This window comes from Mesorhizobium sp. YM1C-6-2 (assembly GCF_003666685.1).
In the GTDB taxonomy this organism is placed as follows: Bacteria; Pseudomonadota; Alphaproteobacteria; order Rhizobiales; family Rhizobiaceae; genus Mesorhizobium_K.
The window spans coordinates 374,812-400,193 of the sequence record NZ_RCIZ01000002.1; the positions used below are offsets into that span (position 1 = coordinate 374,812).

General features: G+C 66.5%; 24 protein-coding genes. 8 read left to right on the top strand and 16 right to left on the bottom strand.

The genetic code is table 11. The features are described from left to right. Positions 1-48: 48 nt before the first annotated feature. Both D8676_RS06705 and D8676_RS27535 read left to right on the top strand, forming a co-directional pair. Entirely contained in the window at positions 49-1,269 is a 1,221-nt protein-coding gene (locus tag D8676_RS06705; RefSeq protein WP_121580070.1) for a lytic murein transglycosylase, read from the top strand. A gap of 9 nt (positions 1,270-1,278) precedes the next feature. Next, positions 1,279-3,633: an SGNH family hydrolase gene (locus D8676_RS27535; protein WP_210210705.1), complete on the top strand. Its 2,355-nt coding sequence runs from the start codon at positions 1,279-1,281 to the stop codon at positions 3,631-3,633. 50 nt (positions 3,634-3,683) lie between these two features. Here the strand turns inward: D8676_RS27535 and D8676_RS06715 are convergent, their stop codons facing one another. From D8676_RS06715 to uvrB, 3 genes are all read right to left on the bottom strand, one after another. Beyond that, a complete protein-coding gene (locus tag D8676_RS06715) occupies positions 3,684-4,037 on the bottom strand; it encodes a DUF1428 domain-containing protein (protein WP_121580071.1) in 354 nt (117 codons plus the stop codon). 86 nt (positions 4,038-4,123) lie between these two features. Further along, on the bottom strand, positions 4,124-4,528 hold the full coding sequence (locus D8676_RS27000) for a hypothetical protein (protein ID WP_147448163.1): 405 nt from the start codon (positions 4,526-4,528) through the stop codon (positions 4,124-4,126). A 165-nt stretch (positions 4,529-4,693) separates the two neighbouring features. Then, positions 4,694-7,735, bottom strand: a complete 3,042-nt coding sequence (gene uvrB, locus D8676_RS06725; RefSeq protein ID WP_121580073.1) for an excinuclease ABC subunit UvrB — start codon at positions 7,733-7,735, stop codon at positions 4,694-4,696. A 246-nt stretch (positions 7,736-7,981) separates the two neighbouring features. Here uvrB and D8676_RS06730 point away from each other — a divergent pair, with 246 nt between their 5' ends. The 3 genes from D8676_RS06730 to D8676_RS06740 all read left to right on the top strand — a co-directional run bounded on the left by D8676_RS06730 (position 7,982) and on the right by D8676_RS06740 (position 11,196). Further along, the gene (locus D8676_RS06730; protein WP_121580074.1) at positions 7,982-8,515 is read left to right on the top strand and encodes a DUF1097 domain-containing protein; all 534 of its coding nucleotides are present in this window, start codon (positions 7,982-7,984) and stop codon (positions 8,513-8,515) included. A 119-nt stretch (positions 8,516-8,634) separates the two neighbouring features. Continuing rightward, positions 8,635-9,753 carry a CapA family protein gene (locus tag D8676_RS06735; RefSeq protein ID WP_121580075.1) on the top strand — a complete coding sequence of 373 codons (1,119 nt, stop codon included), beginning with the start codon at positions 8,635-8,637 and terminating at the stop codon, positions 9,751-9,753. Positions 9,754-10,266: 513 nt separating this feature from the next. After that, entirely contained in the window at positions 10,267-11,196 is a 930-nt protein-coding gene (locus tag D8676_RS06740) for a diacylglycerol kinase family protein (protein ID WP_121580076.1), read from the top strand. Between the two features lie 64 nt (positions 11,197-11,260). Here the strand turns inward: D8676_RS06740 and D8676_RS06745 are convergent, their stop codons facing one another. The 3 genes from D8676_RS06745 to D8676_RS06755 are packed head-to-tail and all read right to left on the bottom strand — an operon-like array spanning position 11,261 to position 15,005. Then, the gene (locus tag D8676_RS06745) at positions 11,261-12,181 is read right to left on the bottom strand and encodes an NAD(P)-dependent oxidoreductase (RefSeq protein ID WP_121580077.1); all 921 of its coding nucleotides are present in this window, start codon (positions 12,179-12,181) and stop codon (positions 11,261-11,263) included. After that, positions 12,181-13,392, bottom strand: coding sequence for a mandelate racemase/muconate lactonizing enzyme family protein (locus D8676_RS06750; protein WP_121580078.1), 1,212 nt, complete (start codon positions 13,390-13,392; stop codon positions 12,181-12,183). Before D8676_RS06750 ends, D8676_RS06745 begins: the two co-directional genes overlap by 1 nt. Continuing rightward, entirely contained in the window at positions 13,389-15,005 is a 1,617-nt protein-coding gene (locus tag D8676_RS06755) for a GMC family oxidoreductase N-terminal domain-containing protein (RefSeq protein ID WP_121580079.1), read from the bottom strand. The genes D8676_RS06750 and D8676_RS06755 overlap by 4 nt, the downstream gene beginning before the upstream one ends. 155 nt (positions 15,006-15,160) lie before the next feature. Between D8676_RS06755 and D8676_RS06760 the strand changes: the two genes are divergently transcribed. Beyond that, positions 15,161-15,550 (top strand): acyl-CoA thioesterase, encoded by a 390-nt coding sequence (locus D8676_RS06760; RefSeq protein WP_121580080.1) that lies wholly within the window; start codon positions 15,161-15,163, stop codon positions 15,548-15,550. Between the two features lie 6 nt (positions 15,551-15,556). Here the strand turns inward: D8676_RS06760 and D8676_RS06765 are convergent, their stop codons facing one another. Continuing rightward, the gene (locus D8676_RS06765; protein WP_183097003.1) at positions 15,557-15,958 is read right to left on the bottom strand and encodes a helix-turn-helix domain-containing protein; all 402 of its coding nucleotides are present in this window, start codon (positions 15,956-15,958) and stop codon (positions 15,557-15,559) included. 85 nt (positions 15,959-16,043) lie between these two features. Here D8676_RS06765 and D8676_RS06770 point away from each other — a divergent pair, with 85 nt between their 5' ends. After that, positions 16,044-16,646 (top strand): NAD(P)H-dependent oxidoreductase, encoded by a 603-nt coding sequence (locus tag D8676_RS06770; protein ID WP_121580081.1) that lies wholly within the window; start codon positions 16,044-16,046, stop codon positions 16,644-16,646. 127 nt (positions 16,647-16,773) lie between these two features. Here the strand turns inward: D8676_RS06770 and D8676_RS06775 are convergent, their stop codons facing one another. The 6 genes from D8676_RS06775 to D8676_RS06800 all read right to left on the bottom strand — a co-directional run bounded on the left by D8676_RS06775 (position 16,774) and on the right by D8676_RS06800 (position 23,138). Further along, positions 16,774-18,081, bottom strand: coding sequence for a hemolysin family protein (locus D8676_RS06775; RefSeq protein ID WP_121580082.1), 1,308 nt, complete (start codon positions 18,079-18,081; stop codon positions 16,774-16,776). A gap of 85 nt (positions 18,082-18,166) precedes the next feature. Further along, entirely contained in the window at positions 18,167-18,898 is a 732-nt protein-coding gene (locus D8676_RS06780; RefSeq protein WP_121580083.1) for an LssY C-terminal domain-containing protein, read from the bottom strand. Between the two features lie 66 nt (positions 18,899-18,964). Next, on the bottom strand, positions 18,965-19,732 hold the full coding sequence (locus tag D8676_RS06785; RefSeq protein ID WP_245426680.1) for an extensin family protein: 768 nt from the start codon (positions 19,730-19,732) through the stop codon (positions 18,965-18,967). A 342-nt stretch (positions 19,733-20,074) separates the two neighbouring features. Then, positions 20,075-20,980 (bottom strand): extensin family protein, encoded by a 906-nt coding sequence (locus tag D8676_RS06790; RefSeq protein WP_245426640.1) that lies wholly within the window; start codon positions 20,978-20,980, stop codon positions 20,075-20,077. A gap of 414 nt (positions 20,981-21,394) precedes the next feature. Next, positions 21,395-21,829 (bottom strand): DUF3775 domain-containing protein, encoded by a 435-nt coding sequence (locus D8676_RS06795; protein ID WP_121580085.1) that lies wholly within the window; start codon positions 21,827-21,829, stop codon positions 21,395-21,397. Between the two features lie 82 nt (positions 21,830-21,911). Further along, the gene (locus D8676_RS06800; protein ID WP_121580086.1) at positions 21,912-23,138 is read right to left on the bottom strand and encodes an SLC13 family permease; all 1,227 of its coding nucleotides are present in this window, start codon (positions 23,136-23,138) and stop codon (positions 21,912-21,914) included. Between the two features lie 174 nt (positions 23,139-23,312). Here D8676_RS06800 and D8676_RS06805 point away from each other — a divergent pair, with 174 nt between their 5' ends. Continuing rightward, on the top strand, positions 23,313-24,182 hold the full coding sequence (locus D8676_RS06805; protein WP_121580087.1) for an NAD(P)-dependent oxidoreductase: 870 nt from the start codon (positions 23,313-23,315) through the stop codon (positions 24,180-24,182). A gap of 7 nt (positions 24,183-24,189) precedes the next feature. Here the strand turns inward: D8676_RS06805 and D8676_RS06810 are convergent, their stop codons facing one another. From D8676_RS06810 to D8676_RS06820, 3 genes are read right to left on the bottom strand one after another with little or no spacing between them, the layout of a single operon-like run. Continuing rightward, a complete protein-coding gene (locus D8676_RS06810) occupies positions 24,190-24,537 on the bottom strand; it encodes a type II toxin-antitoxin system PemK/MazF family toxin (RefSeq protein WP_121580088.1) in 348 nt (115 codons plus the stop codon). Then, positions 24,524-24,748, bottom strand: coding sequence for an AbrB/MazE/SpoVT family DNA-binding domain-containing protein (locus tag D8676_RS06815; protein WP_121580089.1), 225 nt, complete (start codon positions 24,746-24,748; stop codon positions 24,524-24,526). The genes D8676_RS06810 and D8676_RS06815 overlap by 14 nt, the downstream gene beginning before the upstream one ends. Before the next feature lie 58 nt (positions 24,749-24,806). Next, positions 24,807-25,334, bottom strand: coding sequence for a TIGR00645 family protein (locus tag D8676_RS06820; protein ID WP_121580090.1), 528 nt, complete (start codon positions 25,332-25,334; stop codon positions 24,807-24,809). Between the last annotated feature and the right edge of the window lie 48 nt (positions 25,335-25,382).

A 25,382-nucleotide genomic window follows, 5' to 3' on the forward strand; every position in this document is an offset into this window, starting at 1 on the left:
ATAACCTTCAGCGATGAATCGTCTTCCTGACTCTCGAAGGAGGAAAAGATGCGTCTCTCTATAAGCGTCCGGCGTCTTGCCGGCACGGCTGCGGCGACTGTGCTTGGGCTTGGCATGCTTCTCTCGCCCGCGCTTGCCGAGGCAGGATTCGAACGCTGGGTCGCCGGCTTCCGCCAGACGGCGGCCGAAAGCGGGATATCGCGCTCGACCTACGACCGCGCCTTCCGCGGCGTCAACAGCATCGACCCGGAAGTGCTGGAAAAGGCGCGCTACCAGCCCGAGTTCACGGCTCCGGTGTGGGATTATTTCGACAACCGCGTGCATGAGCACTCGGTCGAGGTCGGCCGCCAGATGGCGCGGAAGTACAAGGGGACCCTCGACCGCATCGAGCAGCGCTACGGCGTCGACCGCTATATCCTGCTCGCCATCTGGTCGATGGAATCGAACTACGGCGAAATCCTCAAGAACGACAAGGTGATGCGCAATGTGGTGCGCTCACTCGCCACGCTCGCCTATGCCGACAAGAAGCGCGCCAAGTTCGCCCGCACGCAGCTTATCGCGGCGCTCAAGATCCTGCAGAGCGGCGACATCGACGAAAGCCATCTGACCGGCTCCTGGGCCGGCGCCATGGGCCACACGCAGTTCATCCCGACCAGCTACCAGGCCTATGCCGTGGATTTCGACGGCAACGGCCGCCGGGACATCTGGAACTCGGTGCCGGACGCGCTGGCGACGGCGGCAAATCTCCTGCGCAAGAACGGCTGGCAGGCGGGCAAGACCTGGGGCTACGAGGTCGAGCTTCCGGGCGGACGCAAGTTCCCGAGCGGCTCGTTGTCGCTCGCCAAATGGCAGGACCTCGGGGTGAGGCGCGCCAATGGCAAGGCGTTCCCGCGCGGCAACGACAAGGCCGAACTCAAGGTGCTGGACGGGCGCGGCGGCCCGGCCTTCCTCGCGACCAAGAACTTCTTTGTGTTGAAAAGGTACAACAACGCCGACAAATATGCGCTCGCCGTCGGCCTGCTCGCCGACGAGATCGCCGGCTATGGCGGGCTCGTGCGCGACTGGAACCGGCCATTCACGAAGCTCAGCTTCGAGGAAAAGCAGGAATTGCAGGAGCGGCTGTCGGTTCAGGGCTATTACGACGGCAAATTCGACGGAAAAATCGGCGAAGGGTCCAAAAGCGCCATCAAGGCGTTTCAGGCGCAGGCGGGCTTGACGCCCGACGGTCATCCTAGCATGGAAGTGCTGTCGAGGCTGAGGCAGCGTTAGGAGCACCTATTGAAGGCGAGGACGGGCGATGGGGCTCTCTCATCCCGATGCGCAGTGCTGTTCCTTGCGCTGGCCGTCCTTGCCGCGGCTTTCCTTGCCGCGCCGTCAAACGCGCAGGCCCAGGAGGACGAGCCCCGCATCGGCATCCTGAACCGGCTTTTCGGCAGGCCTGCCTACCGGGTCGAGGAGCCGCCGGCCAATGTCGCCAAGCCGAAGGCCGAGCGGACCGAGCGGAGCCAGCGCAAGAAGGCGCGCGCGCGGCGCGATAACGACGAACAGCCACCGCCGGTCGCGGTGATCAGCAAGCATCCGGATGCGCGCGTCGTGCTGGTCATCGGCGATTTTCTCGGCAGCGGACTGGCCGAGGGCCTGACCACCGCCTTCACGGAAATCCCCAATGTCAGGATCGTCGACCGCACCAGCGGGTCGTCGGGTTTCGTGCGCGAGGATTTCCACAACTGGCCGGAGAAGATCGGCGAGCTGATCACGGCCGAGCGGCCGGCGGCGGTGATCGTCATGATCGGGGCCAACGACCGCCAGCAGATGCTGGTCGACGGCGTGCGCGAGACGGTGCGCTCGGAAAACTGGAACAAGGAATATGCCGAGCGCGCCGGCGAACTGGCGAAGGCGATCGCGGCACGCAAGGTGCCGTTCCTGTGGGTCGGCATGCCTCCCTTCAAATCGTCGAAGATGATGCTCGACATGCTCGCCTTCAACGACGTCTACCGCGCCGCGGCAACCGGCGTCGGTGGCGAGTATGTCGACATCTGGGACGCATTCGTCGACGAGAACGGCGCCTATGCGCCGAGCGGCCCAGACATCAACGGCCAGCCGGCGCGGCTGCGCGCCAATGACGGCATCAACCTTGCCCGCCCCGGCAAGCGCAAGATCGCCTTCTACGCGGAGAAGCCGCTCTACAAGCTGCTCGGCCTCGACCCGACGGCGGCCGCTGCTGCCACGGCCGTCGCGCCGCGCTCGCCTTATCGCATCATGGGCCCTTTCGGACCGGCCGAGGTCGAGCTGCCCTCCGACATCGACGTCGTCGTCAATCCCAACGAACTCGCCCCGCTGGACGCCTCGCGGCCGGTCTTCCTGAGGACCCCGGGTCTCGACGGCGGCGAGGAGCTGCTCGGCATGGTCGCCGAACCGCGCCACGAGGCGCGCACGCCGGCAGAGAAGCTCGCCATCGAAGGCCTGGCGCCGGCGCCCCAGGCGGGTCGCGCCGACCAGTTCGCCGGCCCGCAGGTGGCTTCCGCCGCGACCGCTGCCCGTGCGATCGCCGTCGACCGCACGACCAACAAGGTCGCGGCGCCGTCGGTGCTGCCGGAGGCGCCCGGCGACCGGGCCGAGCTGCGGCTGGTCCGTTCCGATGCGTCGACCGCGCCTGCGCCCGAGGCGCCGCTTCCGATACCGCCGGAGATCAGGCCCGATCGGCTGGATGAGATCTCGCCGGCGCAGGCAGCACCAGACATCGCCGCCCTGCCGCCGTCGATGACGTCCCCGGCCACCAAGAACAGGGCGACGGTGCCGGATTTCGCCGCCGGCGATCCGAAGGACCGGTCGCCGTCGCGCGCCGCGCCGCGCGAATCCTACAAGCGGCCGAAGTCGATCGGACCCGAGCCGAACCGCGCGCCTACGGCCGTGCCGCCTCCGATCGAGCAGATTCTGGCGCCGGCGGAGGTGCAGCCCGAAGTGCCTTCGGCTTCGACCGGCGAAGGCGCGGCAGAACCTGTCGCCGAAGTGCAGCCGGCCTTGCCCGACACCGCGCCGGCGAGGGCAGGCGCACCGTCGCTCGTGCAGGAACCCGTCGCCGATCCGGCGCCTGCCAGGGGCGCGCCGGCCAAGGCCGATCCGGTTCCGGTGGCGGCCCTGCCGGTGAAAGACGTTCCGACTGCGCTGGAGCCGGTATCCGTGGCGCCGGCCATCGCCGCGCCGAACGCGCCGGTCGAGCCGGCGGAAGATGTTTCCGTCGCCAAGGCGGCGCCGTCCACGATCATGTCCGACGATGTCGACGGCCCGCCGTCCAGGACGGTCCCGACAGACGAGACGCTGCCCACGAGCGGGGCGCTGCCGGCGGGTGAGGCGTCCGCGCCCGCGCAAGCACCGGTTCCGACCGAGCCGGCAGCGCTTCCCGAAGCCTCGCCCCCGACGTCCGACGCGGTCGCGCCGGCGGCAGCCGGTCCGCAGCCGGCTGCACCCACTGTCCCGACCGAAACCGTGAGGCCGGCGACGCCGGTCGCGCCGGCCCCGCCGACGGTGCTGCCGACCGGTTCACCCGCGCCGCGCGAAAAGGCGGAAGCGCTTCAGGACGAGCCCGCCGGCCCGGCGCCCGCGGCTCAGCCTTCGTCTTCGACGCCCGGATAGCTCCGGGTTTCCCGTCGGCCCGCGATTTTGCGCGGGAAGCGGGAGGGGCTTCAGGCCTGCACGAAGGCTTCGAAGCCGCCGAAGATCATGCGCTTGCCGTCGAAGGGCATCTTGTCCATGTCGCCGTCCATGCGCGGATCTTCCATCACCTTCTTCATGATCCGGTCGCGCGCCTCGCGGGATTCATAGGTCACCCAAGAGAAGATGACGGTCTCGTCGTCCTTGGCCTGAACGGCGCGCGGGAAGGAGGTCAGCTCGCCGTAGGGCACGTCGTCGCCGGTCGCCTCGACATAGCTCAGCGCGCCGTGCTCCATCCACACCTTGCTCGCCTTGCGCGCCAGCTCCTTGTATTCGTCGAGTCTGGCCTTCGGCACCGCGAGCAGGAATCCGTCGACATAGGTCATGGTCGTCTCCTTGTTACCCGCAAAGGACGAACGGGCCGGCATCGATCCGACACCGGCCCGCAAATTGTTCTGGCTGTCTTCTGCGATCAGTAGACGCAGTAGCGGACAGACCCGATGCGCACGCAGTCACGGCCGCCGTGGCCGTCCCAGCGGCGCAGCACGCGGACGCGGCAGTTGGGGCCGACATGACGGTGCAGAACGCGGCCATATCCCGGCACGAAGTGCCGCCGGGCGTCGCGGTGGCAGTCCCTGCGGTTTCCGCTGTCGACGCGAACGGGACGGCAGTTCCTCTGATGGCGATGGGTCGCGGTGCGCCCGAACTCGGGAACATAGGCGCGGCGAACGTCGGAGTGGCACCGGTGGACCGGCACGACGAGGCTCTGACCCGCAGGCTGTGCGCCGGGCGAGGCAAAGGGAGCCGCGCCTACAGGTGACACCAGAGCGAAACTGGCGGCCAAGCAGGCCGCAGATGCGAAGCGAAGCAGATTCATGCAATGATTCCTCGAAATGCGTCCCAACGTGCCCCAACGTCTTTCCGCCGGAAAAGTTCAGGCGCCGCAATCAGGCATGGGTCAGGAAAAATTGCAACCAGGACTAGAAGCCGACCCTGCCGCCGCGGATCGGACAGGGTCAGACCTTGACGTAGACTTGGATCGTCACCGGCCGGGCCTTCCGGTCTTGCCGGAACGCTTCTTGCGGCTGTTCTCGTCGGCCGGGTCTTCGTAGGACCCGGCACCGATCTTCTCGCGCTTGATGGGCTTTGCGCCTTCCACCGGCTTCTCGGTGCGGCGCACGGTCATCTCGTCGAGTGAGTTCTTGCGGAAGAGGGACGGGCGCATGCCGTCGTCGCGCACGCCGTAATCCGACTCGTGCGCCTCCTTGGCCGACTGCTTCTTGAACAGCGACCGCGAGACGGCGCCGGCCGGCGTGACCGCGTCCGTGCCGGGACCCATGTCGTCGATGTCGGGCTTCTGGAACAAGGACTTGCCGGCGGGCTTCGCGCCGTCGGCGCCCATTTCGTCCAGCGTCGGCTTGCGGAACATGTTGGGGCGGGCGGCCTTGGCTGCTTCTTCGGCGGCGCGCGCCTCGTCCAGCTTGCGAAAACGCTCCTGCTCCTCCGCCGTGCGGTGCTTGGCAACGCCCTTGTTGTGCTTGCCCTTGCCGCGTCCGGAAACCGGGCTCTCGGATTCCGCCTGACGGGCCAGCGGATCGTCGGACAGCGTCAGCTCGAGCTCGGTCAGCCGCTTGATTTCGTCGCGCAGCCGCGCCGCCTCCTCGAAGTTGAGGTCTGCGGCGGCGTCGCGCATCTTCTTCTGCAGATATTCGAGATGCGCCTTGAGATTGTTGCCGACCATGTTGCCGTCGGCGGCGAACTCGGAAATGTCGGGCCGGACGTGATCCTTCTCGTACACGCTATCCAGTATGTCGGCGATGCGCGACTTCACGCTCTCCGGCGTGATGCCGTTCGCCTCGTTCCAGGCGAGCTGTTTTTCGCGGCGGCGGTTGGTCTCCGCCATCGCCCTTTCCATCGAGCCGGTGACCTGGTCGGCGTAGAGGATGACCTTGCCGTCGACGTTGCGCGCGGCGCGGCCGATGGTCTGGATCAGCGAGGTCTCGGAGCGCAAAAACCCTTCCTTGTCGGCGTCGAGGATGGCGACGAAGCCGCATTCGGGAATGTCGAGGCCCTCGCGCAGCAGGTTGATGCCGACCAGCACGTCGAAAGCGCCGAGGCGCAAGTCGCGCAGGATCTCGATGCGCTCCAGCGTCTCGATATCGGAGTGCATGTAGCGCACGCGCACGCCATTCTCGTGCAGATATTCGGTGAGGTCCTCGGCCATGCGCTTGGTCAGCACGGTCACCAGCGTGCGGTAGCCTTTCTTCGTCGTCTCGCGGATCTCGCCGACGACGTCGTCGACCTGGGACTTGGCCGGGCGTACCTCGACCGGCGGGTCGATCAGGCCGGTCGGGCGGATGACCTGCTCGGCGAAGACGCCGCCGGCCTCTTCCATCTCCCAGCCGCCCGGCGTCGCCGAAACGGCGACCGAGAGCGGGCGCATCGCATCCCATTCCTCGAAGCGCAGCGGCCTGTTGTCCATGCAGGAGGGCAGCCGAAAGCCGTATTCGGCGAGCGTCGCCTTGCGGCGGAAGTCGCCCCGATACATGCCGCCGATCTGCGGGATGGTGACGTGGCTTTCGTCGATGAAGATCAGCGCGTCGTCGGGCACGTATTCGAACAGCGTCGGCGGCGGATCGCCGGGACGGCGGCCGGTCAGGTAGCGCGAATAGTTCTCGATGCCGGCGCAGGAGCCGGTCGCCTCCAGCATCTCCAGGTCGAAGCGGGTGCGCTGCTCCAGCCGCTGCGCCTCCAGCAGACGGCCGGCCTTTTCGAGCTCTTGCAGTCGGTGCTGAAGCTCTTCCTTGATCGACTTGATGGCTTGATTCAAGGTCGGGCGTGGCGTGACGTAGTGCGAGTTGGCGTAGATCTTCACCGATTTCAGGTCACCGGTCTTCTGGCCGGTCAGGGGGTCGAATTCGGTGATCGTCTCGATCTCGTCGCCGAACATGGAGATACGCCAGGCCGAATCCTCCAGGTGGGCCGGGAAGATCTCGATCGTGTCGCCGCGCACCCGGAATGAGCCGCGCACGAAGTTGATGTCCTGCCGCTTGTATTGCTGGGCGACGAGGTCGGCGAGCAGCTGGCGCTGGTCGAGCCGGTCGCCGACCGTCATCTGGAAGGTCATCGCCGTATAGGTCTCGACCGAGCCGATACCGTAGATGCACGATACCGAGGCGACGATGATGACGTCGTCGCGCTCGAGCAGCGAGCGCGTCGCCGAGTGGCGCATGCGGTCGATCTGTTCGTTGATCGAGCTTTCCTTCTCTATGAAGGTGTCGGTGCGCGGGACGTAGGCCTCCGGCTGGTAATAGTCGTAGTAGGAGACGAAATACTCGACCGCGTTGTCGGGGAAGAATTTCTTGAACTCGGAATAGAGCTGCGCGGCCAGCGTCTTGTTCGGCGCCAGGATCAGGGCAGGGCGCTGCGTCTCCTCGATGACCTTCGCCATGGTGAAGGTCTTGCCCGAGCCGGTGACGCCCAGCAGCACCTGCGTGCGCTCCGCCTCGTCCACGCCCGCCACCAGGTCCTTGATCGCCTGCGGCTGGTCGCCGGCCGGCTCGAAGTCCGAGACCATCTTGATGGCGACGCCGCCCTCGGACTTTTCCGGCCGGGCAGGGCGGTGCGGCACCCAGAGCTCGCCGTTCTTGTGCAGCGGGTTGCCGCTCTCGATGAGCTTCGACAGGGCTGCGACAGTGGCGGTGACACCGGAATTGGAGAGCTTGTCGACATCCTCAAGCGCGATATCGAGGCCGGCGACCGGGTTCAGGCCTGCCGCGGCGCGCTCCTTCGGCGTCGCCGCGCCGCCCATCGAGGTGCCGCGCGCGGTCTTGGTCGGAGCCGACGAGCGTTCGGGGATCTTCTTCTTCGGCTTGGCGGGCGCTTTTTCCGCCTCGCGCGCGATCTCGTCCGCCCAGTCGGAGATCGAGCCGGACAGCGGCTTGCCCGACAGTTCCGGCTGCGGCGCCTCGGCAAAACCGCCGCGCTCCAGCGGCACAGCGGCATCGAGGTAATCCGTCAGCGGATTGCCACGCTTACGATAGCCGTCCGGCGCCGGCGACTTCTTTTCGGGGGTTTTGGCCATGACCCGAATATGGGGCGAGTCAGGCCGAATGGAAAGTGTCAGTTGGACGTGAGGCGCGAGCCAGCCGGCAATGCTGACAGGAGGGTGTCAGGAGGGTCGTCGCTGTCGTCGCCGAAAAGAGCGGTGGACGATATTTACGTAAAAGTTGACGTAACGTCAGATTGATGATGTTGTCCCGCCCAGGGCACTGGCATGAGGCAAGGCACACGCGCTGCGTTGCCTCTGCAATCCGGTTGGAGGATTGACATGCCACTGCTCACAGCACTTGCACTCAGCATCGGCATTCTCGGCGGCATCGCGACCTACCTGTTCGTAGGGCCGGCTGCCGCGCTCGGCCTGCAGATATGGGCCGCCTTCGTGGCCTGGGCGGCCTATTACCATTCGGGCGGCAAGGAAGCGTCGCTCAGGAGCAACATTCCCGCGCATATCTGGGGCGCGCTGCTTGGCTGGGTGGCGCTGCTCGGCATCAACGCATTGGCCGGCTCGCTCGGCGTGCCGCTCGCTGCCGGGATTTCGGTCGCGGTCACCGTGATCGTTCTGGTGCTCGGCGCGAACCTGCCGCTCTTCTCCCAGATCCCGTCGGCGGTCTACGGCTATGCCTGCGTCGCGGCCTATGCGCTGCTTGCCGGCAAGCTCGCCACGCTGACCTCGGCGTCGCTGGTCGACAATCCGCTGGTCAACATCATCGTATCGATGATCATCGGATCGCTGCTCGGCTGGCTTTCTGAGAAGATCGCAACCGCGCTCGCCACCAAGGCGCCTGCGGCGGCGTCGGCCTGACATCGACGCACGCCGGCCGGCCGGGTTCACCGGCCGGCGTCGCCCCGGAGCCGGTCCGGCTGCGCCGGGCGCGCGCGGTTCGGCTTGCCAAGCCCGAACGAAAGCGGTCTGCTCCGCGCGTGTCGAACTTTCCGCTGTCCTACAGGCTTTCCTGGCCGCTGCGGCTGCTGAAGCCGTCGCTGGCCGGCAAGGGCGGGGCGTTCGGCCCGCTTGCGGCACGGTGGCGCAAGCCGCACTCGGCCGTGCGGCTGGCCTTCCTGGGCGACATCTCGGCGGTGGCGAACAGCGAGCCGCCGGAGATCGACCCGGCGCTGCGCGAGGCGATCGCCGGGGCCGACCTGGTCGTCGCGAATTGCGAAAGCCCGGTGGTCGCAAGGCCTGCGTTTCCCTTTTCAACGCGGCTTGGCCTGCGCCATACGATGACGCCGGCGTTTCTCGACCGGGTGCTGGTGGCGGCAGGCATCGCGCCGGCCAGGCTGGCGCTGTCGCTTGCGAACAACCATGCGCTCGACCAGGGTATCGCCGGTTTCGACGAAACCGTTGCGGCGCTGGCCGATCGCGGAATCACGGTGATCGGCACGGCCGCGGGCGGACCGGTTCAGGGCGTGGAGGCAGGCCCGCTCAAGCTAGGCTTCCTGGCTTTCACGAGATGGCGCAATGCCGCCGCCCTCGACTTTGCCGGCCGCGTCGTCATGCCGGACACGACGGGCGGCTGGCGCGAGCGCGCGCCGGAGGTCGATCTCCTCTGCGCGGTGCCGCACTGGGACCTCGAATTCAGGCATTTTCCGCTGGCGGAGACGAGAACGCTGGCGCGAAGGCTGGTCCGGGAAGGCGTCGGGCTGGTCGTCGGAGGCCATCCCCATGTCGTCCAGCCCGTCGAGGCTGTCGACGGAGCACTCATCGCCTACGGGCTCGGCGATTTCCTCGGCACCGTGGCTTCGCGCACGCCCTGGCCGATGAGGCTCGGCGCAATGCTGTCGGTCGAGGTCAGCGCCGACGCGGATAGCAAGGGTCAGGTCGCCGCATACCGGGTTTTTCCTTTCATGCGCGAGAGGCGGGGGCGGCATGAAACGCTGCTGCCGATCGAGCGGTCCGAAGGGCCGGGGGCAGGGAAGGTGAAAGGCCGGCTGGCGGCGATCTTCGCCGATCGGGCCACGAAGGTCTCTACGGCGGCGCGTTCCCAGGCCGGTGCGCGAGACAGGAGCGGCGGCGGGCACTCAACTCCCGAAACAGAGTAGGCGCCGGGATTTCTCCCAGCGCCTCCCTGCCAGATCGAGCCTTGCGCTCGCGCCGCTGCTCGGAGAGCAGGGTACCGCGCTGGCTTTCTCGTGACGGTCCGGCAAAGCGCTTCTCGAAAGATGCGGCATCTGTCCGAACCTACGCCTGCTTCTCCCGAAGGGTCCACTGACGTGCCATCGAAAGTCTTTCCCGGCCTTTCATGGCAGCATCGGTCCGCCGTAGGCGTTTGCACGCTTCCCGCGGTCCCCCGTTCGTCGGACTGGCGCGTGACGGGCGAACCCGCCGCCTTCCTGCCCCCGGTTTCGGGGTTCCCCAGGTTGCTCCCTCCACTTCCGCTTCGCCTTGCGGCGCCGTTTCCGTTTCGGGCCTGAGATGGGTTTACCTTAGGTGACGAAAGACCGGGAGGAAATGGCCGCGGTCCTGTGGAAAACGGGATTATCGGGGAACAGTCGACGGAAAATCGGCGGCTTGCGGCGGGCGCGAAACTGCAACAGGGTGCGGGGGGAGGACGCATGAAGGTCGGCGTGATCATGAACCCGGTCGCGGGAGGCGGCGGACTCCGCCGCCATTGGCCTGTCATCGCCGTCGCTCTGAAAGGCGCGTTCGGCGAATTCGAATTGCGCGAGACGCAGGCGGCGCGCGATGCGGTGACACTGGCGATGGACCTCGCCGCCAACGGATGCGGGCTGGTCATCGCGGCCGGCGGTGACGGCACGGTGAGCGAAGTCGCCGGAGGGCTGATCAGCGCGGCGGCCGAGGGGAGCAAGGCGTCTCTCGGCGTGCTGCCCTGCGGTACCGGGACCGATTTCGCGCGCGGCCTCGGCGTTCCGCTCGATCCCGAGGCGGCCGTCCGCCGCATCGCCGCTTCGAAGGGACGGACGATCGATGCCGGCCGCGTCTCCTATGTCGACGCTCATGGAGCGCTGGCCAGCCGCCACTTCATCAACATAGCGAGCCTTGGCGTCTCCGGCGCGGTCGCGAGCGCGGTCAATGCCGACGAGCGCCGCGGACGCGTTTCGTCGAAGGCGCTGTTCTACTGGCACACCGTCGCCGAATTCGTCCGCTACCGCTTCCAGGACGTCAGGATCACCGTCGACGATGCCGAGCCGTTCGACGCGCCCGTCGCGCTGGTCGCGGCGGCCAACGGAAAATTCTTCGGCGGCGGCATGATGGTGGCGCCCGATGCGGCGCTCGACGACAGCCAGTTCGACATCGTCGTCCTGCGCGCGGCAAGCAAGCTCGGGCTGATCCGCGACATCCGCCTCCTCTATGGCGGACGGCACCGCAACCATCCGGCGATCACCATACTGCGCGGCCGCAAGGTAACGGTCGAGCCGGTGTCGGCAGCGACCCGGCTGCCGGTCGAAGCCGACGGGGAATCGCCCGGACATATACCGGCGACCTTCGAGATCGTGCCGGGGGCGCTGACGCTCATGGACTGATTCAAGTGGCTGCCGGCCTGATTCAAGGAAGGCAGGCAAGTCATTGGCAGGCCGTGCTTTTTTCTCAGGCCTCGAGCCTGGCGGGAAAGCCCGGGGCGCGCAGGTCGGTGCCGGTCGTGTCCTCCAGCAGCCTGACGATCATGGTCGACCATGCTTCGCCACCATAGGCCGCCTTGCCCTCCTCGAAGATGGCGCGGACGCGGGTGGCGAGGTCGAGCGGCGCCCCGAATTCCTTGCCCATGGCGAGCGCGAAGCCGAGGTCCTTCAGCGCGAGGTCCATGGTGAAGCCGATGTCGTAGGAACCGTTGAGCACGAGCTGGCTCTCGGTCTCGTGCACGAAGCTGGTGCCCGACGACGCTGAGATCGCGTGGTAGGCCTGCGCGAGGTCGAGCCCGCCGCGCTTCGCCAGCATCAGCGCCTCGCCGGCGGCGACGAGGTGGATGAAGGCCAGCATGTTGGTGATGACCTTGATCACCGCCGCCGAGCCGACCGGCCCCATCAGGAAGCTTTTCGCGCACATCGCCTCGATCGCGGCGCGGTGCCTTTCGTAGAGGGCGGGATCGCCGCCGACCAGCGCGGTGATTTTTCCCGCCGCGGCGAGGTGAACGCCGCCGGTGACGGGACATTCGAGCGTCTCGACGCCTCGCGCGGCTGCGATGGCTGCCAGACGAACGATCTCGTCGCGGCCGTTGGTCGACATCTCGATCCACGTGCCGCCCGCCGGAAGTCCCGACAGCAATCCGTCCGGCCCGGCCAGAACCGCCTCGCTGATGGCGGGCGAGGGCAGGCAGGTGATCGCATTGCCGGCGCTGGCGGCGGCTTCGGCAGGCGAATTTGCGGGGGCTGCACCGAGCGCGACCAAACGAGCGACGGCGGCCGGGTCACGGTCATGGACGGTGACGGTAAAACCCGCGCGCAGCAGCGAAGCGGCCAGATGCCCGCCGAGATGGCCGAGGCCGATGAAGGCATAGGCAGGCTTCGCCATCACGGGAACAGCGGCGTCTGCCGCATCTCCAGATGCAGCGCCTTGCCGTCATAGGGATGCGCCTCGCAGACGGCCTCGTCGAGCTCGACGCCGAGCCCCGGCTCCTTCGACGGGATGACGTAGCCGTCCTGCCACTCGATCTTCTTCTTGAGCAGCTTGGCGTGAAAACCGTCCCACTGCTTCAGCGATTCCAGGATCAGGAAGTTGGGCAGGGTGACGGCGAGCTGTATGTTCGCCGCGCCGACGATTGGCCCGCAATAGCAGTGCGGGGCGATCTGCACGTGATAGGCCTCGGCCATGGCGGCGATCTTCTTGGTCTCGAGGATGCCGCCCGAGCGTCCAAGGTCGGGCTGCAGGATCGTCGCGGCGCGTGTCTCGATGACGCGGGCGAACTCGAATTTCGTGGTCAGCCGCTCGCCGGTGGCGATCGGGATCGAGGTTCCGCGCGCCACCTCGGCCATCACTTCCGGCATGTCGGGCGGCACCGGCTCCTCGAACCACAACGGATCGTAGGGCTCGATCGCCTTCGCCATGCGCAGCGCCCCGGACGTGGTGAACTGGCCGTGGGTGCCGAACAATATGTCGGCCTTCGTGCCGACCGCCGCGCGGATCGCCTTCAGCATGCGGGCGGAGAGGTCGATGTCGACGAGCCTCGGCTGGTGCCCGTCGAAGGCGGTGTAGGGCCCGGCGGGGTCGAGCTTCACCGCGTCGAAGCCCTGGCTGACGTAGACCGCGGCGCATTCGGCCGCCATGTCGGGGTCGTTGTAGACGTTCTTCGGCCCGACATCCTCGGTGTGGACGGAGCCGGTGTGCGGGTAGAGATAGGTGTAGGAGCGCAGTCTTTCGTGCACCTGGCCGCCGAGGAGCTTGTAGACCGGCTTGCCGGCCTCCTTGCCGACGATGTCCCAGCAGGCCATCTCCAGCGCCGAGAAGCAGCCCATGCCCGAGACGTCGGGCCGCTGAGTGAAGCCGGAAGAATAGCAGCGGCGGAAGAAGATTTCGATGTCGTGCGGGTCGTGGCCGATGAAATAGCGCTCGGCCATGTCCTCGATCATCCTGGCGGTGACATGCGCCGAGAAGGTTGCGTTGTAGGCCTCGCCATAACCGGAGACGCCGGAGTCGGTCGTCAGCTTTACGAAGATGAAATATTTGCCGCCGATGCCCGGCGGCGGATTGCCGACGACCCAGGTCTTTACGTCGGTGATCTTCATGTCTGCTCCTCCAGCACCATTTCCGCGCCCTTCCAGCCGGTCATGATGGACGCCGCATTGGTGTTGCCCGAGATGTTATCCGGAAAAATCGAGGCGTCGATGACCCGCAGGCCGGAAATCCCGTGGACGCGCAGGCGCGGGTCGACCACGGCGCGCGACGGGTCGGGTCCCATGCGGCAGGTCGATACCGGGTGGTAGACCGTGCCCGAGCGCTTCCGGAAATCCTGGATCAGGTCGGCGTCCGCGGTGACGGAAGGGCCGGGTAGCACCTCCTCCTCGATGATCTCGGCCAGTGCCGGCTGCGCCGCGATCTTGCGCACGAATTTCACCGCCGCCAGCATCTCGGCGACGTCGGCCTCGGTGGAATAGGCGTTGGCGACGATTTTCGGATAATCGCGCGGGTTCTTCGAGCGGATCATGATCTCGCCGCGGCTCGACGGCCGGCAGTTGGAGAGACCGACGGAGAAGCCGGGCCATGGGTCGGGGGTCAGGATCGGCCGCTCGCCGCTCTTCGGGATGACGGTCGAGAAGGCCTGGAAATAGAGCTGCATGTTCGGCCGTGCCATCGTCGGGTCAGTGCGGAAGAAGCCGCCCGCCCCGTTCATCGACAGCGACAGCGGCCCGCTGCGCAACAGGATGTAGCGCATGCCGACCAGCGCCTTGCCCCACCAAGGGCGCAGGATCTGGTTGAGCGTCGGCAGCCGTCCCTTGAAGGTATAGTTGATGCCGACGTGATCCTGCAGGTTGGCGCCGACATCGGCGTTGGCGTGCACGACCGGGATGCCGAGGTCTTGCAGCAGCGGAGCCGGACCGACGCCGGAAAGCTGCAGGAGTTGCGGCGAGTTGATCGAGCCGCCCGACACGATGACCTCGCGGCCGGCGCGCACGGAATGGGTCCGGCCGTGCTGCTCGTATTCGATGCCGACGGCACGTGTGCCCTCGAACAGGATCTTCGTCCCCAGCGCGTTGGTCTCGACGCGCACGTTGCTGCGCTTCATCGCCGGGCGCAGGAAGGCGCGCGCCGCCGACATGCGACGGCCGCCCTTGGCGTTGATCTGGTACACGCCGACGCCCTCCTGGCTCGCCCCGTTGAAGTCCGGGTTGAGCGGCAGCCCGGCCTGTTCGGCGGCCGCGAGGTAGCGCGCGGTCAGCGGGTGAACCTTGTCGGTCGTGTCGGTGATGTGGACGGGACCGCCGGCGCCGCGCCATTCGTCCGCGCCGGCTTCGTTGTCTTCGATCGCCTTGAAGACCGGCAGCAGGTCCTTGTAGGACCAGCCCGGATTGCCGGCCGCCGCCCAGGCGTCGAAATCCTCGCGCTGGCCCCTGATCCAGACCATGGCGTTGATCGAGCTCGACCCGCCGAGGATCTTTCCGCGCGGCCAGTGGTCGGCATTGCCTGATAGCCCGGGGTCGGGCTCGGCACGGTAGTTCCAGTTGACGGCGGGGTCGAAGAAGGTCTTGCCGTAGCCGAGCGGCATCTGCACATAGAAGCGCATGTCGGTGCCGCCGGCTTCCAGCACCAGCACGGAGAAACGGCCGCTCGCCGACAGCCGCTCGGCGACCACCGAGCCGGCGGAGCCGGAACCGACGACGATGAAATCATAAGCCTGCATGATGGGCTGGTCCCGGAAGCTTGCCGAAGCTAGTCCGGGCGCCGCCCGCGCGTCATGCGCCCATCCGGCATGGCCTGTGGAAAAAGCGACCGGCCTTGGCTTGCGGCCGCGTCTGCGGCATGAGGGAGTCACCGCATCGGACGAGGATCACGCATATGGCCGCCGACAAAGTGCACCCCATCGGCGAATTGACGCTGCGCACGCTTGCCATGCCGGGCGACACCAACGCCGCCGGCGACATTTTCGGCGGCTGGGTGATGGCGCAGATGGACCTTGCCTGCGGCATCCGCGCCGCCGAACGCGCCCGCGGCCGCGTGGTCACCGCCGCGGTCAGAGAAATGTCCTTCGCCGCGCCGATGAAGATCGGCGACACGCTCAGCATCTACACGAAGGTGACGAGGGTCGGGCGCACCTCGATGACGCTGAAGGTCGAGGCCTGGGCGCAGCGCTACCTGACGCACATCATGGAGAAGGTGACCGACGCGGAGTTCGTCATGGTGGCGCTGGACAGCGAAGGCAAGCCGACGCCGGTGCCGGCGGAATAGGGAGGACTAGACGGTCCTCCCGATTCGGTTTGTGTCGACCCCTGCAACCGCCGCATCGAACCGCGCCCGTGCGGCATTGACGCGCCCCGTATTCTTCCGCGCCCATTCGCCCAGCCTGTTGACGGGCTCGAGGAGCTCGCAGCCGAGATCGGTGAGTTCGTAATCGACGCGTGGCGGAATGGTCGGAAAAACAGTGCGGGTGACGAAGCCGTCGCGCTCCAGCCCGCGCAGCGTCGTCGTCAGCATCTTCTGCGAGATGCCGCCGACGGCTGCGCGCAGCTCGTTGAAGCGCAGGGGGCCGTCGCCGAGCTTGCCGACCACCAGCACCGTCCACTTGTCGCCGACCCGTTGCAGGATGTCGCTGACCGCGCGGCAGTCCTCGCTGAGGTGCTCGTGCCTAGGTTTCAAAAAGGTGCCTCCTTGCCGGAGTTGCTTCCAGTATCCTATGTAGGCCAGGTATCCTCTGGATACTAGAGCTTCACAGGAGACTAATATGTCCAAACCCAAGATCGCGGTGATCGTCGGCTCGACCCGCGCCACCCGTTTCGCCGACAAACCGACGGAGTGGATCGCCAACATAGCAAAAGCGCGTGGCGATTTCGATGTCGAGGTTGTCGACCTGCGCGACTACCCAATGCCGTTCTTCGACGAGGCCACCTCCTCCCTGTGGGCGCCGTCCAAGAACGAGGTGGCGCTGCGCTGGCAGAAGAAGGTGGCCGAGTTCGATGGTTTCATCGTGATCGCTGCCGAATACAATCGCGGCCCGACGGCGGTGCTGAAGAACGCGCTCGACTACGCCTACACCGAATGGAACCGCAAGCCGATCACTTTTGTGGGATATGGCGGCGTCGGCGGCGCGCGTGCGATAGAGCAACTCAGGCTGCATGCGGTCGAGCTGCAGATGGCGCCAAGCCGTTTTGCCGTGCACATCGTCTGGGGCGATTTCATCCAGATTCTGCAGCAGGGCAAGAAGATCGAGGAATTCGAGCACCTCAACCAGGCCGCGACCGTCGCACTCGACGACCTCGCCTGGTGGGCGAGGGTGCTGAAGCAGGCGCGCGAGGAAGACCTCCAGGTCAAGCAGGCCGCCGAGTAAGGCAGACCCTATCCTCCCAAAGCATGATCCCGAAAAGTGCGAAGCGGTTTTCGGAAAAGATCGTGCTCAACAAACAGGTAGGCACGGGGGCGGCATTAGCCGCCCTTTTTTGAGAAAGCTGGAACCGCTAGGTCTTTCGGCCGCGGTGGACGTCGGGCAGCCGCGAGGCGATGACCTTGTCGATGCGGCGGCCGTCGAGATCGACCACCTCGAAACGCCAGCCGTCGGCGTCGACGCATTCGCCGGTCGCCGGCAGCCGGTGGAGATGCGACAGGATATAGCCGGCGACCGTCTCGTAGTCGCGGCTCTCCGGCAGGTCGATGCCGATCTGCTCGGCCATTTCGTCGGCCTGCATGTAGCCGGCGAGCAGCCAGGAACCGTCCTCGCGCCTGACCGCCGGCGGCTCTTCCTCCTCGTCGAGGTCGGAGCGGAAGACGCCGGTGATCGCCTCCAATATGTCGGCCGGCGTGACGATGCCTTCGAAATGGCCGTATTCGTCATGCACCAGCGCAACGGGCACTTCCGATTCCTTCAGGGTCGTCAGCACGTCCAGCGCATCGGCCTGGTCGTGCACGATCGGTGCGTGGCGCATGTATTTGCGCGGCTCGTAGGCCTGGCCGGAGAGCAGCGCTGCGAGCAGGTCGCGCGTCTTGACGACGCCGACCATGTTGTCGACGGCGCCTTCGCCGACCGGCAGGCGCGAATGCTGTGTCTCCACCAGCATCTTCCTGGCCGTCGGCTCGTCCCATTCGAGGTTCAGCCAGTCGATTTCGGTGCGCGGCGTCATCACCCCGCGCACCGCGCGGTCGCCGAGCCGCATGACGCCGGCGATCATGCGGCGCTCGTCGGATTCGATCGTGCCGTGGTGTTCGGCCTCGGCGACGAGCATTTTGATTTCCTCGTCGGTGACCTTCTCCTCGCTTTCGCCGGACTGGCCGAGCAGCCAGAGGACGCCGCGGCCGGATACGTCGAGCAGGAAGACGAGCGGCAGGGCCACCTTGGAAAGGACGGCCATGGCGGGCGCGACCATGACGGCGATGCGTTCGGGATCGCGCAGCGCGATCTGCTTGGGCACCAGCTCGCCGATGATCAGCGAGGCATAGGTGATCACCGCGACCACGATGCCGACGCCGAGCGGGTTGGCGAGGCCGGGCGACATGCCCGATGTGTTCAGCGCCTCGCTCAGCCGCTGGCCGAGCGTTGCGCCGGAGAAGGCGCCCGACAGCACGCCGACCAGCGTGATGCCGATCTGCACCGTCGACAGGAAGCGGCCTGGATTGGCGCCGAGTTCGAGGGCGTGCCCGGCGCCTTTGACGCCGCGATCGATCATTGCCTTGAGGCGGGCAGGCCGGGCAGAGACCACCGCCAGTTCCGACATGGCCAAAAGGCCGTTCACGCAGATCAGAACGACAACAATCGCAATTTCTAAAGACATCGAGGCTCAATAGCATCCCAGCGGGGACGAAGAAAATAGACGCCGCGCCGATTTAAGCAATGGCCGGGCTGGCCGGTTCCGGCACTCAATCGGCCTTTCCGAGCACGCCGACCATCACTTTGCCGTCAGTGAAATAGCGGTCGCCGCCGCCGTTTCGTCCGTCCTTGGTGGCTCCGGAGCCCTTTACCTCGTAGGTCGAGCGGATCCAGCCGGCTTCGGTCAGGTTGGAGATGACGAAATCGCGCTCGGCGTCGAGGTCGGGCCCGATGTGGTGGGTTATCTGGCCGGTGTCGTGGCTGAAGCCGACGCCGCGGTCGAAACTCGCCGAACCCAGCCACAGCGGGCCGTCGCCGCCCGGCGTCAGCGGATCGCTGTGCCAGAAGCGGACGTGGTTGCGCTGGTCGGCGCTGCCGCCCACGGGTTTCTCGAAGGCGAGGTCCTGCCGCCGTCCGTCATAGACCAGCGTGCTGACCGGGGCGTCGGGATCGGGCAGGCGCAAGGCCACGCTGAGGCCGATCTCGACGCTGGTCTTTAGCGTGATCGCGTCGGCAGGCCGCCAGCCAGCGGCGGTGAAGGCCTGCAGGAGGTCTTCCTTGGCGCCGACAAGGCCGACATTGATGGGATCGCCCGGAATGCCGTCGGTCGTCGTGGTGCGCATGGCGAGCCGGTTCAGTCCGCCCTCGCGGAACCACCAGAATTCGGGCGCGGCGATATAGGCGATGGCGAGATAGACGAACAGGATGACGAGGCTGGCCGTGGCGGCGCGCCGCGAGCGTTTGGGGTGGTGCTTCTCCGGCTCTGCGGGCGCTGCGGTCATGGCCCGCAGTCTAGGCCAGCAGCCAGTCGGCTGCCAAGCGGAACTCGTTGCCGACCGGCTGCCGCCTCAGTGGCAGGCGACGCGGTTGGCGCGGCGCTCCTTGATGTCGAAGTGGAAGTGGTTGCGGTGGTCGTAATTGTAGCCGGGGCCGAGCACCGTGTTGAAATACTGGCAGCCGTCGGCGCGCACATTGTTCAGGAAGCCGCGCTGGCGGAACGAGAAGAAGCCGGGCTTCTTCACGTCGATGTCCCTGCCGCTGTTCAGCTCGATGCGCATGATGTCCAGTGCATTGCCCTTGCCGTGCTCGGACAGGGTGCGGCTGCGGGCGATCTTGCGGCAGGAATAGCTCGAACCCTGGTGGATCGTCTTGACCCCGGTGAGGTAGCGCCGGCGGGCGGAAGGCACGAGTTCGTTCTTGGTCCACTGCGCGAAGGTCAGCGCCATGGCGCAGGTGAGGGTCGCCGCGGGCTTCATCTGGACGCTGCCGATGGCCGAAATCTTGACCGGATGGTCGATGCCGCACTGGCCGTCACGGATGGGCGCCAGGTCGACGAACTGCACTTTCAGCCGCTTGAGCTGCGCCCGGCAATCGACCTCGTCTGAAGGCATCGGGTTGTATTGGGGAGCGGATGGCGGGTCGGGACGCGGATAACCGGCCATATAGGGATCGGACGGCACCAGTGTCTGCAGCCCGACGCCCTGACGAGGCGAGGCCTGCGCGACCTGCACCGGGGGCGTCATGGTCTCGGCGGGCGGCGCCAACACGCCGTTGGGTGTCGCGAGGGTTTCGGCTTGTGCGTCCAGAGTCTGGGCTGGCGCAGCCGCAACCTCCATCTGCGACGCCGCTGCGGCCGTTTCCACACGGGAGATCGACGCGGTGGGAGGACCGACATCGACGGCCGGCTGAAGCGACAGCACGCTGCCGGTGGTGCAGGCGGCGGCCGACGCGGCGAGGACCGCCAGCATCGCTCCCGCGCGTAGGCGCGCCAGCCTGTTTGGCCGGCCGGGAAAACGATGGCGTCGATGGTCTCCCATCGGGCAGGGCTCCGAACTCGCAACAAAGAGCACCAAACGCCCGAGGCGGCCGGCATCTTGCTCTGGAAAGCCTGAGATTAGGCTCAAAGTGTAAAGGAAAGCTCAGCGGCCCGATTTACGGGTGCGGCCAAATTGCGGCGGCTATTCGCAGACAGTGCCGCCGTTCCGCCGCGGCGCCAGGTCGAAATGCAGATGCTCGGAATGGTCGGGATCGCCGGGGCCGAGCACCGTCTTGAACGGGCCGCAGGCGGCGCGGCGCACGGTGGAGACGAAACGCCCGTTCTTTTCCGGCGGGGATGGCTCGACCGCCACGGTCGTACCGTCCGAGAGCGTGAAGGAGGAAATGTCGAGCGCGTTGCCGAAGGCGTGTTCGGAGAGCTTCTGGGTGCCGGCGCGCGGCCGGCAGACATAGGCGGAGGCGTGCGAGATCGCCTTCAGCGGCTTGCCGAACACGTCCTGGGCAGCCGGCGAGATCACATCCTTCGCAAAGCGGGCGGCGGCTTCGGCCATCGCGCAGTTCATCGCCGCGTCGGGCTCTATGCCGATCCCCTTGCCGAGCGACTTTATCACGATCGGGTAGGGGATGGAGCAGCCGACCGGATCGGATTCCGCCGGCAGGTTGTCGAACTTCACGCCGAGTTCGGTCAGCCTTTGCCGGCAGGCGATCTCCTTTGCCGGCATCTGGCCGGAAGGATCGGGACCGACGGCCGAGCGCGCATCGGGGAGCATCGGTTTCGGCTGGTCGCTCTCGGGTTCCGTCTCCTCGCCCGGTGCGGCATCATCAGGCTTTTCAGCCGCCGTCCGCGGGTTCGGTTCAGGAATGGGAGCGGTTTCCGGCGGTGTCTCGTCCTGTCGGGATGCTTCGGAAGCAGGCGGCATCGGTGGCCCCTGGACCGGGCCGGCCGGCTTTTGCGGAGGCTGCTTGTCTTCCTTCGCCGCGCGTGGATTCGGCTCCGGAACAGGCACCGGGTCGACGGTTTCCGGCAGCGTCGTGCTGGGGTCGCCCGGAACGCTGTCTGCGGGCACCGCCGGCTTGGGCTGAGGCATTGGCGGGCCCTGCATGGGACCCGCGGGCTCCGTCGCCGGTTCGGCTGTTTTCGTATCGTCCTTTGGGGCTTGAGCGCCCTCGACCGCCTGCGGCGGTTCCTCGTCGCGCGCCGTCATCTCCTCGCCGGGCTTTGGCGCAGGCACCGGCGCCATCAGGGGAGTAACGATTTTCGCCGCCGGTCGGGATTTTGCCGCCGGGCGAGGCTTGCGGGACTTATGCGCCTTGTGACGCGGCGCGGAGAACAGCCTCTCCAGCCAGGCTGGCGCTGCCAAAGAATCCGTTGGGGGGAACAGGAAGATCCCGGAGATCATCATGGCCAAAGCCAGTCGCGGGATCGATAGCTTGCCCATGGCCATCAAACGCAGATCGCCGCGCCCGGGTTGCATCGACGATGCGGCTTCGCCGTTCACCATTCATTGCGCCGCGGACACGCCGATTGCCTCCAGCCCTTCCTCCAGCCAGTCGCCTAGCATCGGCATGCCGAGCAGATAGCGCGCCGGGCGGTAGTTGCGCTGTCTCGCCTCGGCGACCGCCTCGGTGAACTCGGTCGGCTCGTAGTCGCCGCGCCCGATCCAGGTGAGCGCGATCAGTTCGCTTGCCTCGTCGACGTTGAGCTGGCGGATGATCTGGCGCAGTTCCTGTCCGGTCAGGTCTTCGGTCTCTTCCTCGGCAAGCCCGTCATGGTGGTGATTGTCGCGGGCGTCGCCGTCGAGTTCGACCTCGTGCTCGGCGCCGTCCTCATAGTCCTCGTTGACGGCGGCGCTGACCATGCGGGCCTTTTCGATGATGAGGCGCACCGTGTCGGGCGCGATCGTCAGGTCCCACACCTTCTCGACAGGTTTCTGCACGCGCGGCGCTCCCTTGTTCGGTGCAGACCAATAAACAAACAGATTCGCGGGATGTAAACGCCGATTGGCCGCGCAAACCCGGTCAGAAGCTCACCAGGCCGGTCGCCCACAGCCATGCGGCGGCCGCGGCCATGCTGGCGAGCGTCATCGGGACGCCCGACCGGGCGAAATCAGCGAAGCTCAGCGGCGCCCCCGCCTGGGCGGCGCGCTCGGCCACGATGATGTTGCAGAGCGAGCCGGTGAGCAGGAGGTTTCCGGCGAAGGTGGAGAGCAGCGCAAGCGCCGCCAGCACGCCGTCCGACAGGTCGGGCATGAGCTGGATGATCAGGATGACGGCCGGCACGTTGCCGATCGTGTTGGAGGCGGCAAGCGTCAGCGGCGCCAGCACCGAAAGTCGGTCGGGCATGAGTCCATGCGAGGCGAGGAAGGCCAGCCCCTCCTGCGCCAGGCCGGTGTTGGCGAAAGCCGCGGTGACGCCGAACAGGCATGCGAAGAGCAGCAGGAGCTGCCAGTCGACGGCGCCGATCATGGCGCGCGACGACAGCCGCCGCGACATCAGGAGCAAACCGGCGACGGCGAGCGCGGAAAGCTCGCGCGGCAGCGGCGTCAGGAAAAGGCCTATGAGGAGGACGACGGCGGCCAGCCCCTTCGCCATCTGGAAGCGGTCGATCTCAGTCTCCCTGACTGGGTCCGTCGCCGCCCGCTCGGCCGGTGCGAGCCGCCATGTCGCCAGGATGGCGACGAAGGTGATCGCGAGGCAGATGAGCGTCGGCGGCAGGGCCAGCACGAAATAGGTCCAGAAATCGAGCCCGCCGGCCTGGCCGATCAGGATGTTCTGGGGATTGCCGATCAGCGTGGCCGCCGATCCGGCATTGGCGGCGCCGGCAAGTCCGATCAGATAAGGCCGGGGGTCGAGTTTCTGCGACATCAGGCCGGCCGCCACCAAGGGCGTCAGCGCGAAGACGACGACGTCGTTGGTGAACACCGCCGCCAGCGCGCCGGTCACCGCAATCAGCACGGCAAGCAACGTCTTTGGATTGTGGGTGGCGCGGATGATGCGGCTTGCGACCCAACCGTAAAAGCCGGAATGCTCGAACTGCGCCGACAGGATCATCAGCGCGAAAAGCAGCGTGATCGTCGGCATGTCGACGGCGTCGCCGGCCTGGTCGAGCGTGAGGTCGCCGGAGGCCAGGAGCACGATCAGCCCGAGCAGCGCGACGCCCGTCCGGTCGATGGCGAGGCCGGGCACACGGCCCAACGCCATGCCCACATAGGTGAGCACGAAAACCGCGACGGCCAGGGTTGTCATGCGGAAGCCTCGGAGAATCGGGCTGTTGGAAGGTATCGCCGGCAACAGATAGCGGAGTTGTTCGGTTCGCGCGCGGGGGGGCGGCCGAAATATCTGTTGGTCGGCGGCTGCCGCCGCGACAGCTTGCCAGCGCGCCTGCGAGCGGCGAGGATCGCTGGGATCTAGGAGGACGCCATGTCGCTGAAAGACAAGACGCTGTTCATCACCGGCGGTTCGCGCGGCATCGGGCTGGCGATCGCGTTGAGGGCCGCCCGCGACGGCGCCAACGTCACCATCGCGGCGAAGACGGCGGATCCGCATCCGAAGCTGCCGGGCACGATCTATACGGCGGCCGAGGAGATCGAGAAGGCGGGCGGCAAGGCGCTGCCGGCGCTCTGCGACATCAGAGACGAGGCGCAGGTTGCGGACGCCGTGGCGAAGACGGTGGAGAAATTCGGCGGCATCGACATCTGCGTCAACAACGCCAGCGCCATCAGCCTGACCGGCACGCTGGACACCGAGATGAAGCGCTACGACCTGATGCACCATATCAACACGCGCGGCACCTTTCTCGTGTCGAAACTCTGCATCCCGCATCTGAGACAAGCCGCCAACCCGCATATCCTCAACCTCGCGCCGCCGCTCGACATGAAGGCGAAATGGTTCAAGGGGCACGTCGCCTACACGATGGCGAAGTTCGGCATGTCGATGTGCACGCTCGGCATGAGCGCCGAGTTCGCCGGGGACGGCATCGCGGTCAATTCGCTGTGGCCGCTCACCGCGATCGACACGGCGGCGGTGCGCAACCTGCTCGGCGGCGACGGCATGGCGTCGATCAGCCGCTCGGCCGACATTCTCGCGGACGCGGCCTATGCGATCTTCAACCGGCCGTCGCGCGAGACATCAGGCAATTTCTTCATCGACGAGGAAGTGCTGCGCGAGGAAGGGGTCACGGACTTTTCCGTCTACGCACCGAACGCCAAAGGACCGCTCGCCGGCGACTTCTTCGTGCCGGACGAAGTGTTCGCGCGCAGTGAAACCAAGGTGGCGAGGACGTTCGGCTAGGGAGCCGTCAGATTACGCTGGCCAGCGCTTCCGAAAGCTTCGCGGCTTCGTCGCGTCGGATGCGGCCGGCTATTCGAACGATGCGGCCGACATCTACGGTGGCCAGCTTCCATGGGCGTATCACCGATGGCGCGGTGAGGCCGGTTTCCGGACCGTCGGCCAGGGGGATGTCGCACGACCATCCTGCGTTCATGGTGCTGGTGATCATCGCGACCCAGACGATGCCGTGATCATGGGCGAGGTCCGCCTTCGAGACGACCACCGCCGGTCTGCGCTTCTCGGCAAGTCGGTCGGCATAGGGGAACGGAAGGACGACGACGTCCCATTGCCGGATGGCCGGCTCAGAGGTTGGCATAGGCCCTGTCGTCGGCTTCAGTTGCCCATTCCGTGAAGGTGGCGAACGGATCGTCCTCCATCGTCCGCGCCTTCTCGATCATGATGCCGTCGGCCGTTTCCACATAACGCAAACTGTCACCCGGGCCGATGCCAAGTTTCTCGCGGATGACGGCGGGGATGACGGTCTGGCTTTTCGACGTCACCTTGGAGACGACGGGTTTGGTGCGCATATCGGTAAGATATCTTACTTTCTTACCAAATTCCAGTGCTTGCCGTTCAGGCGCCTGATCAGACGTCTGGCGCCTGATCGATCTTCTTGCCGGTCTTCAGCCCGGTCAGCCGGTCGATATAGGCCAGCAGCAGGGCGGAGGCCACGAAGGCCATGTGCATGATGGTCAGCCACATCAGCTGGCTGCTGGTGTAGGTCGCGCTGTTCAGGAAGACCTGCAGCAGGTGGATCGACGAGATGGCGACGATGGTCGAGGCGACCTTCACCTTCAGTGAGCCGACATCGATCGTGCCCAGCCAATGCACCTCGCCGGTCTCGCCGTCGAAGCGGCTGACGAAGTTCTCGTAGTCCGAGATGATGACCATGACGACGAGGCTCGCGACCAGCGCGGCGTCGATCAGCCCGAGTATCTTCAGGATCGTTTCGGTGTCGTTCATGATCATGACGGCGGCCACGAACTCGAAGAGCTTCTTGCCGAAGGAGAGCGCATAGATGGCGAGCGCCGCCGCAAGCCCGAGATAGAAGACGACCAGCAGCCAGCGCGAGGCGAGGATGATCGATTCGATGGCGAGTTCGATGCGCTTCATGAGGGAATCCGGTGATGTTTCGGCTGCTTTTTCGGGCAGGCGGGGGCG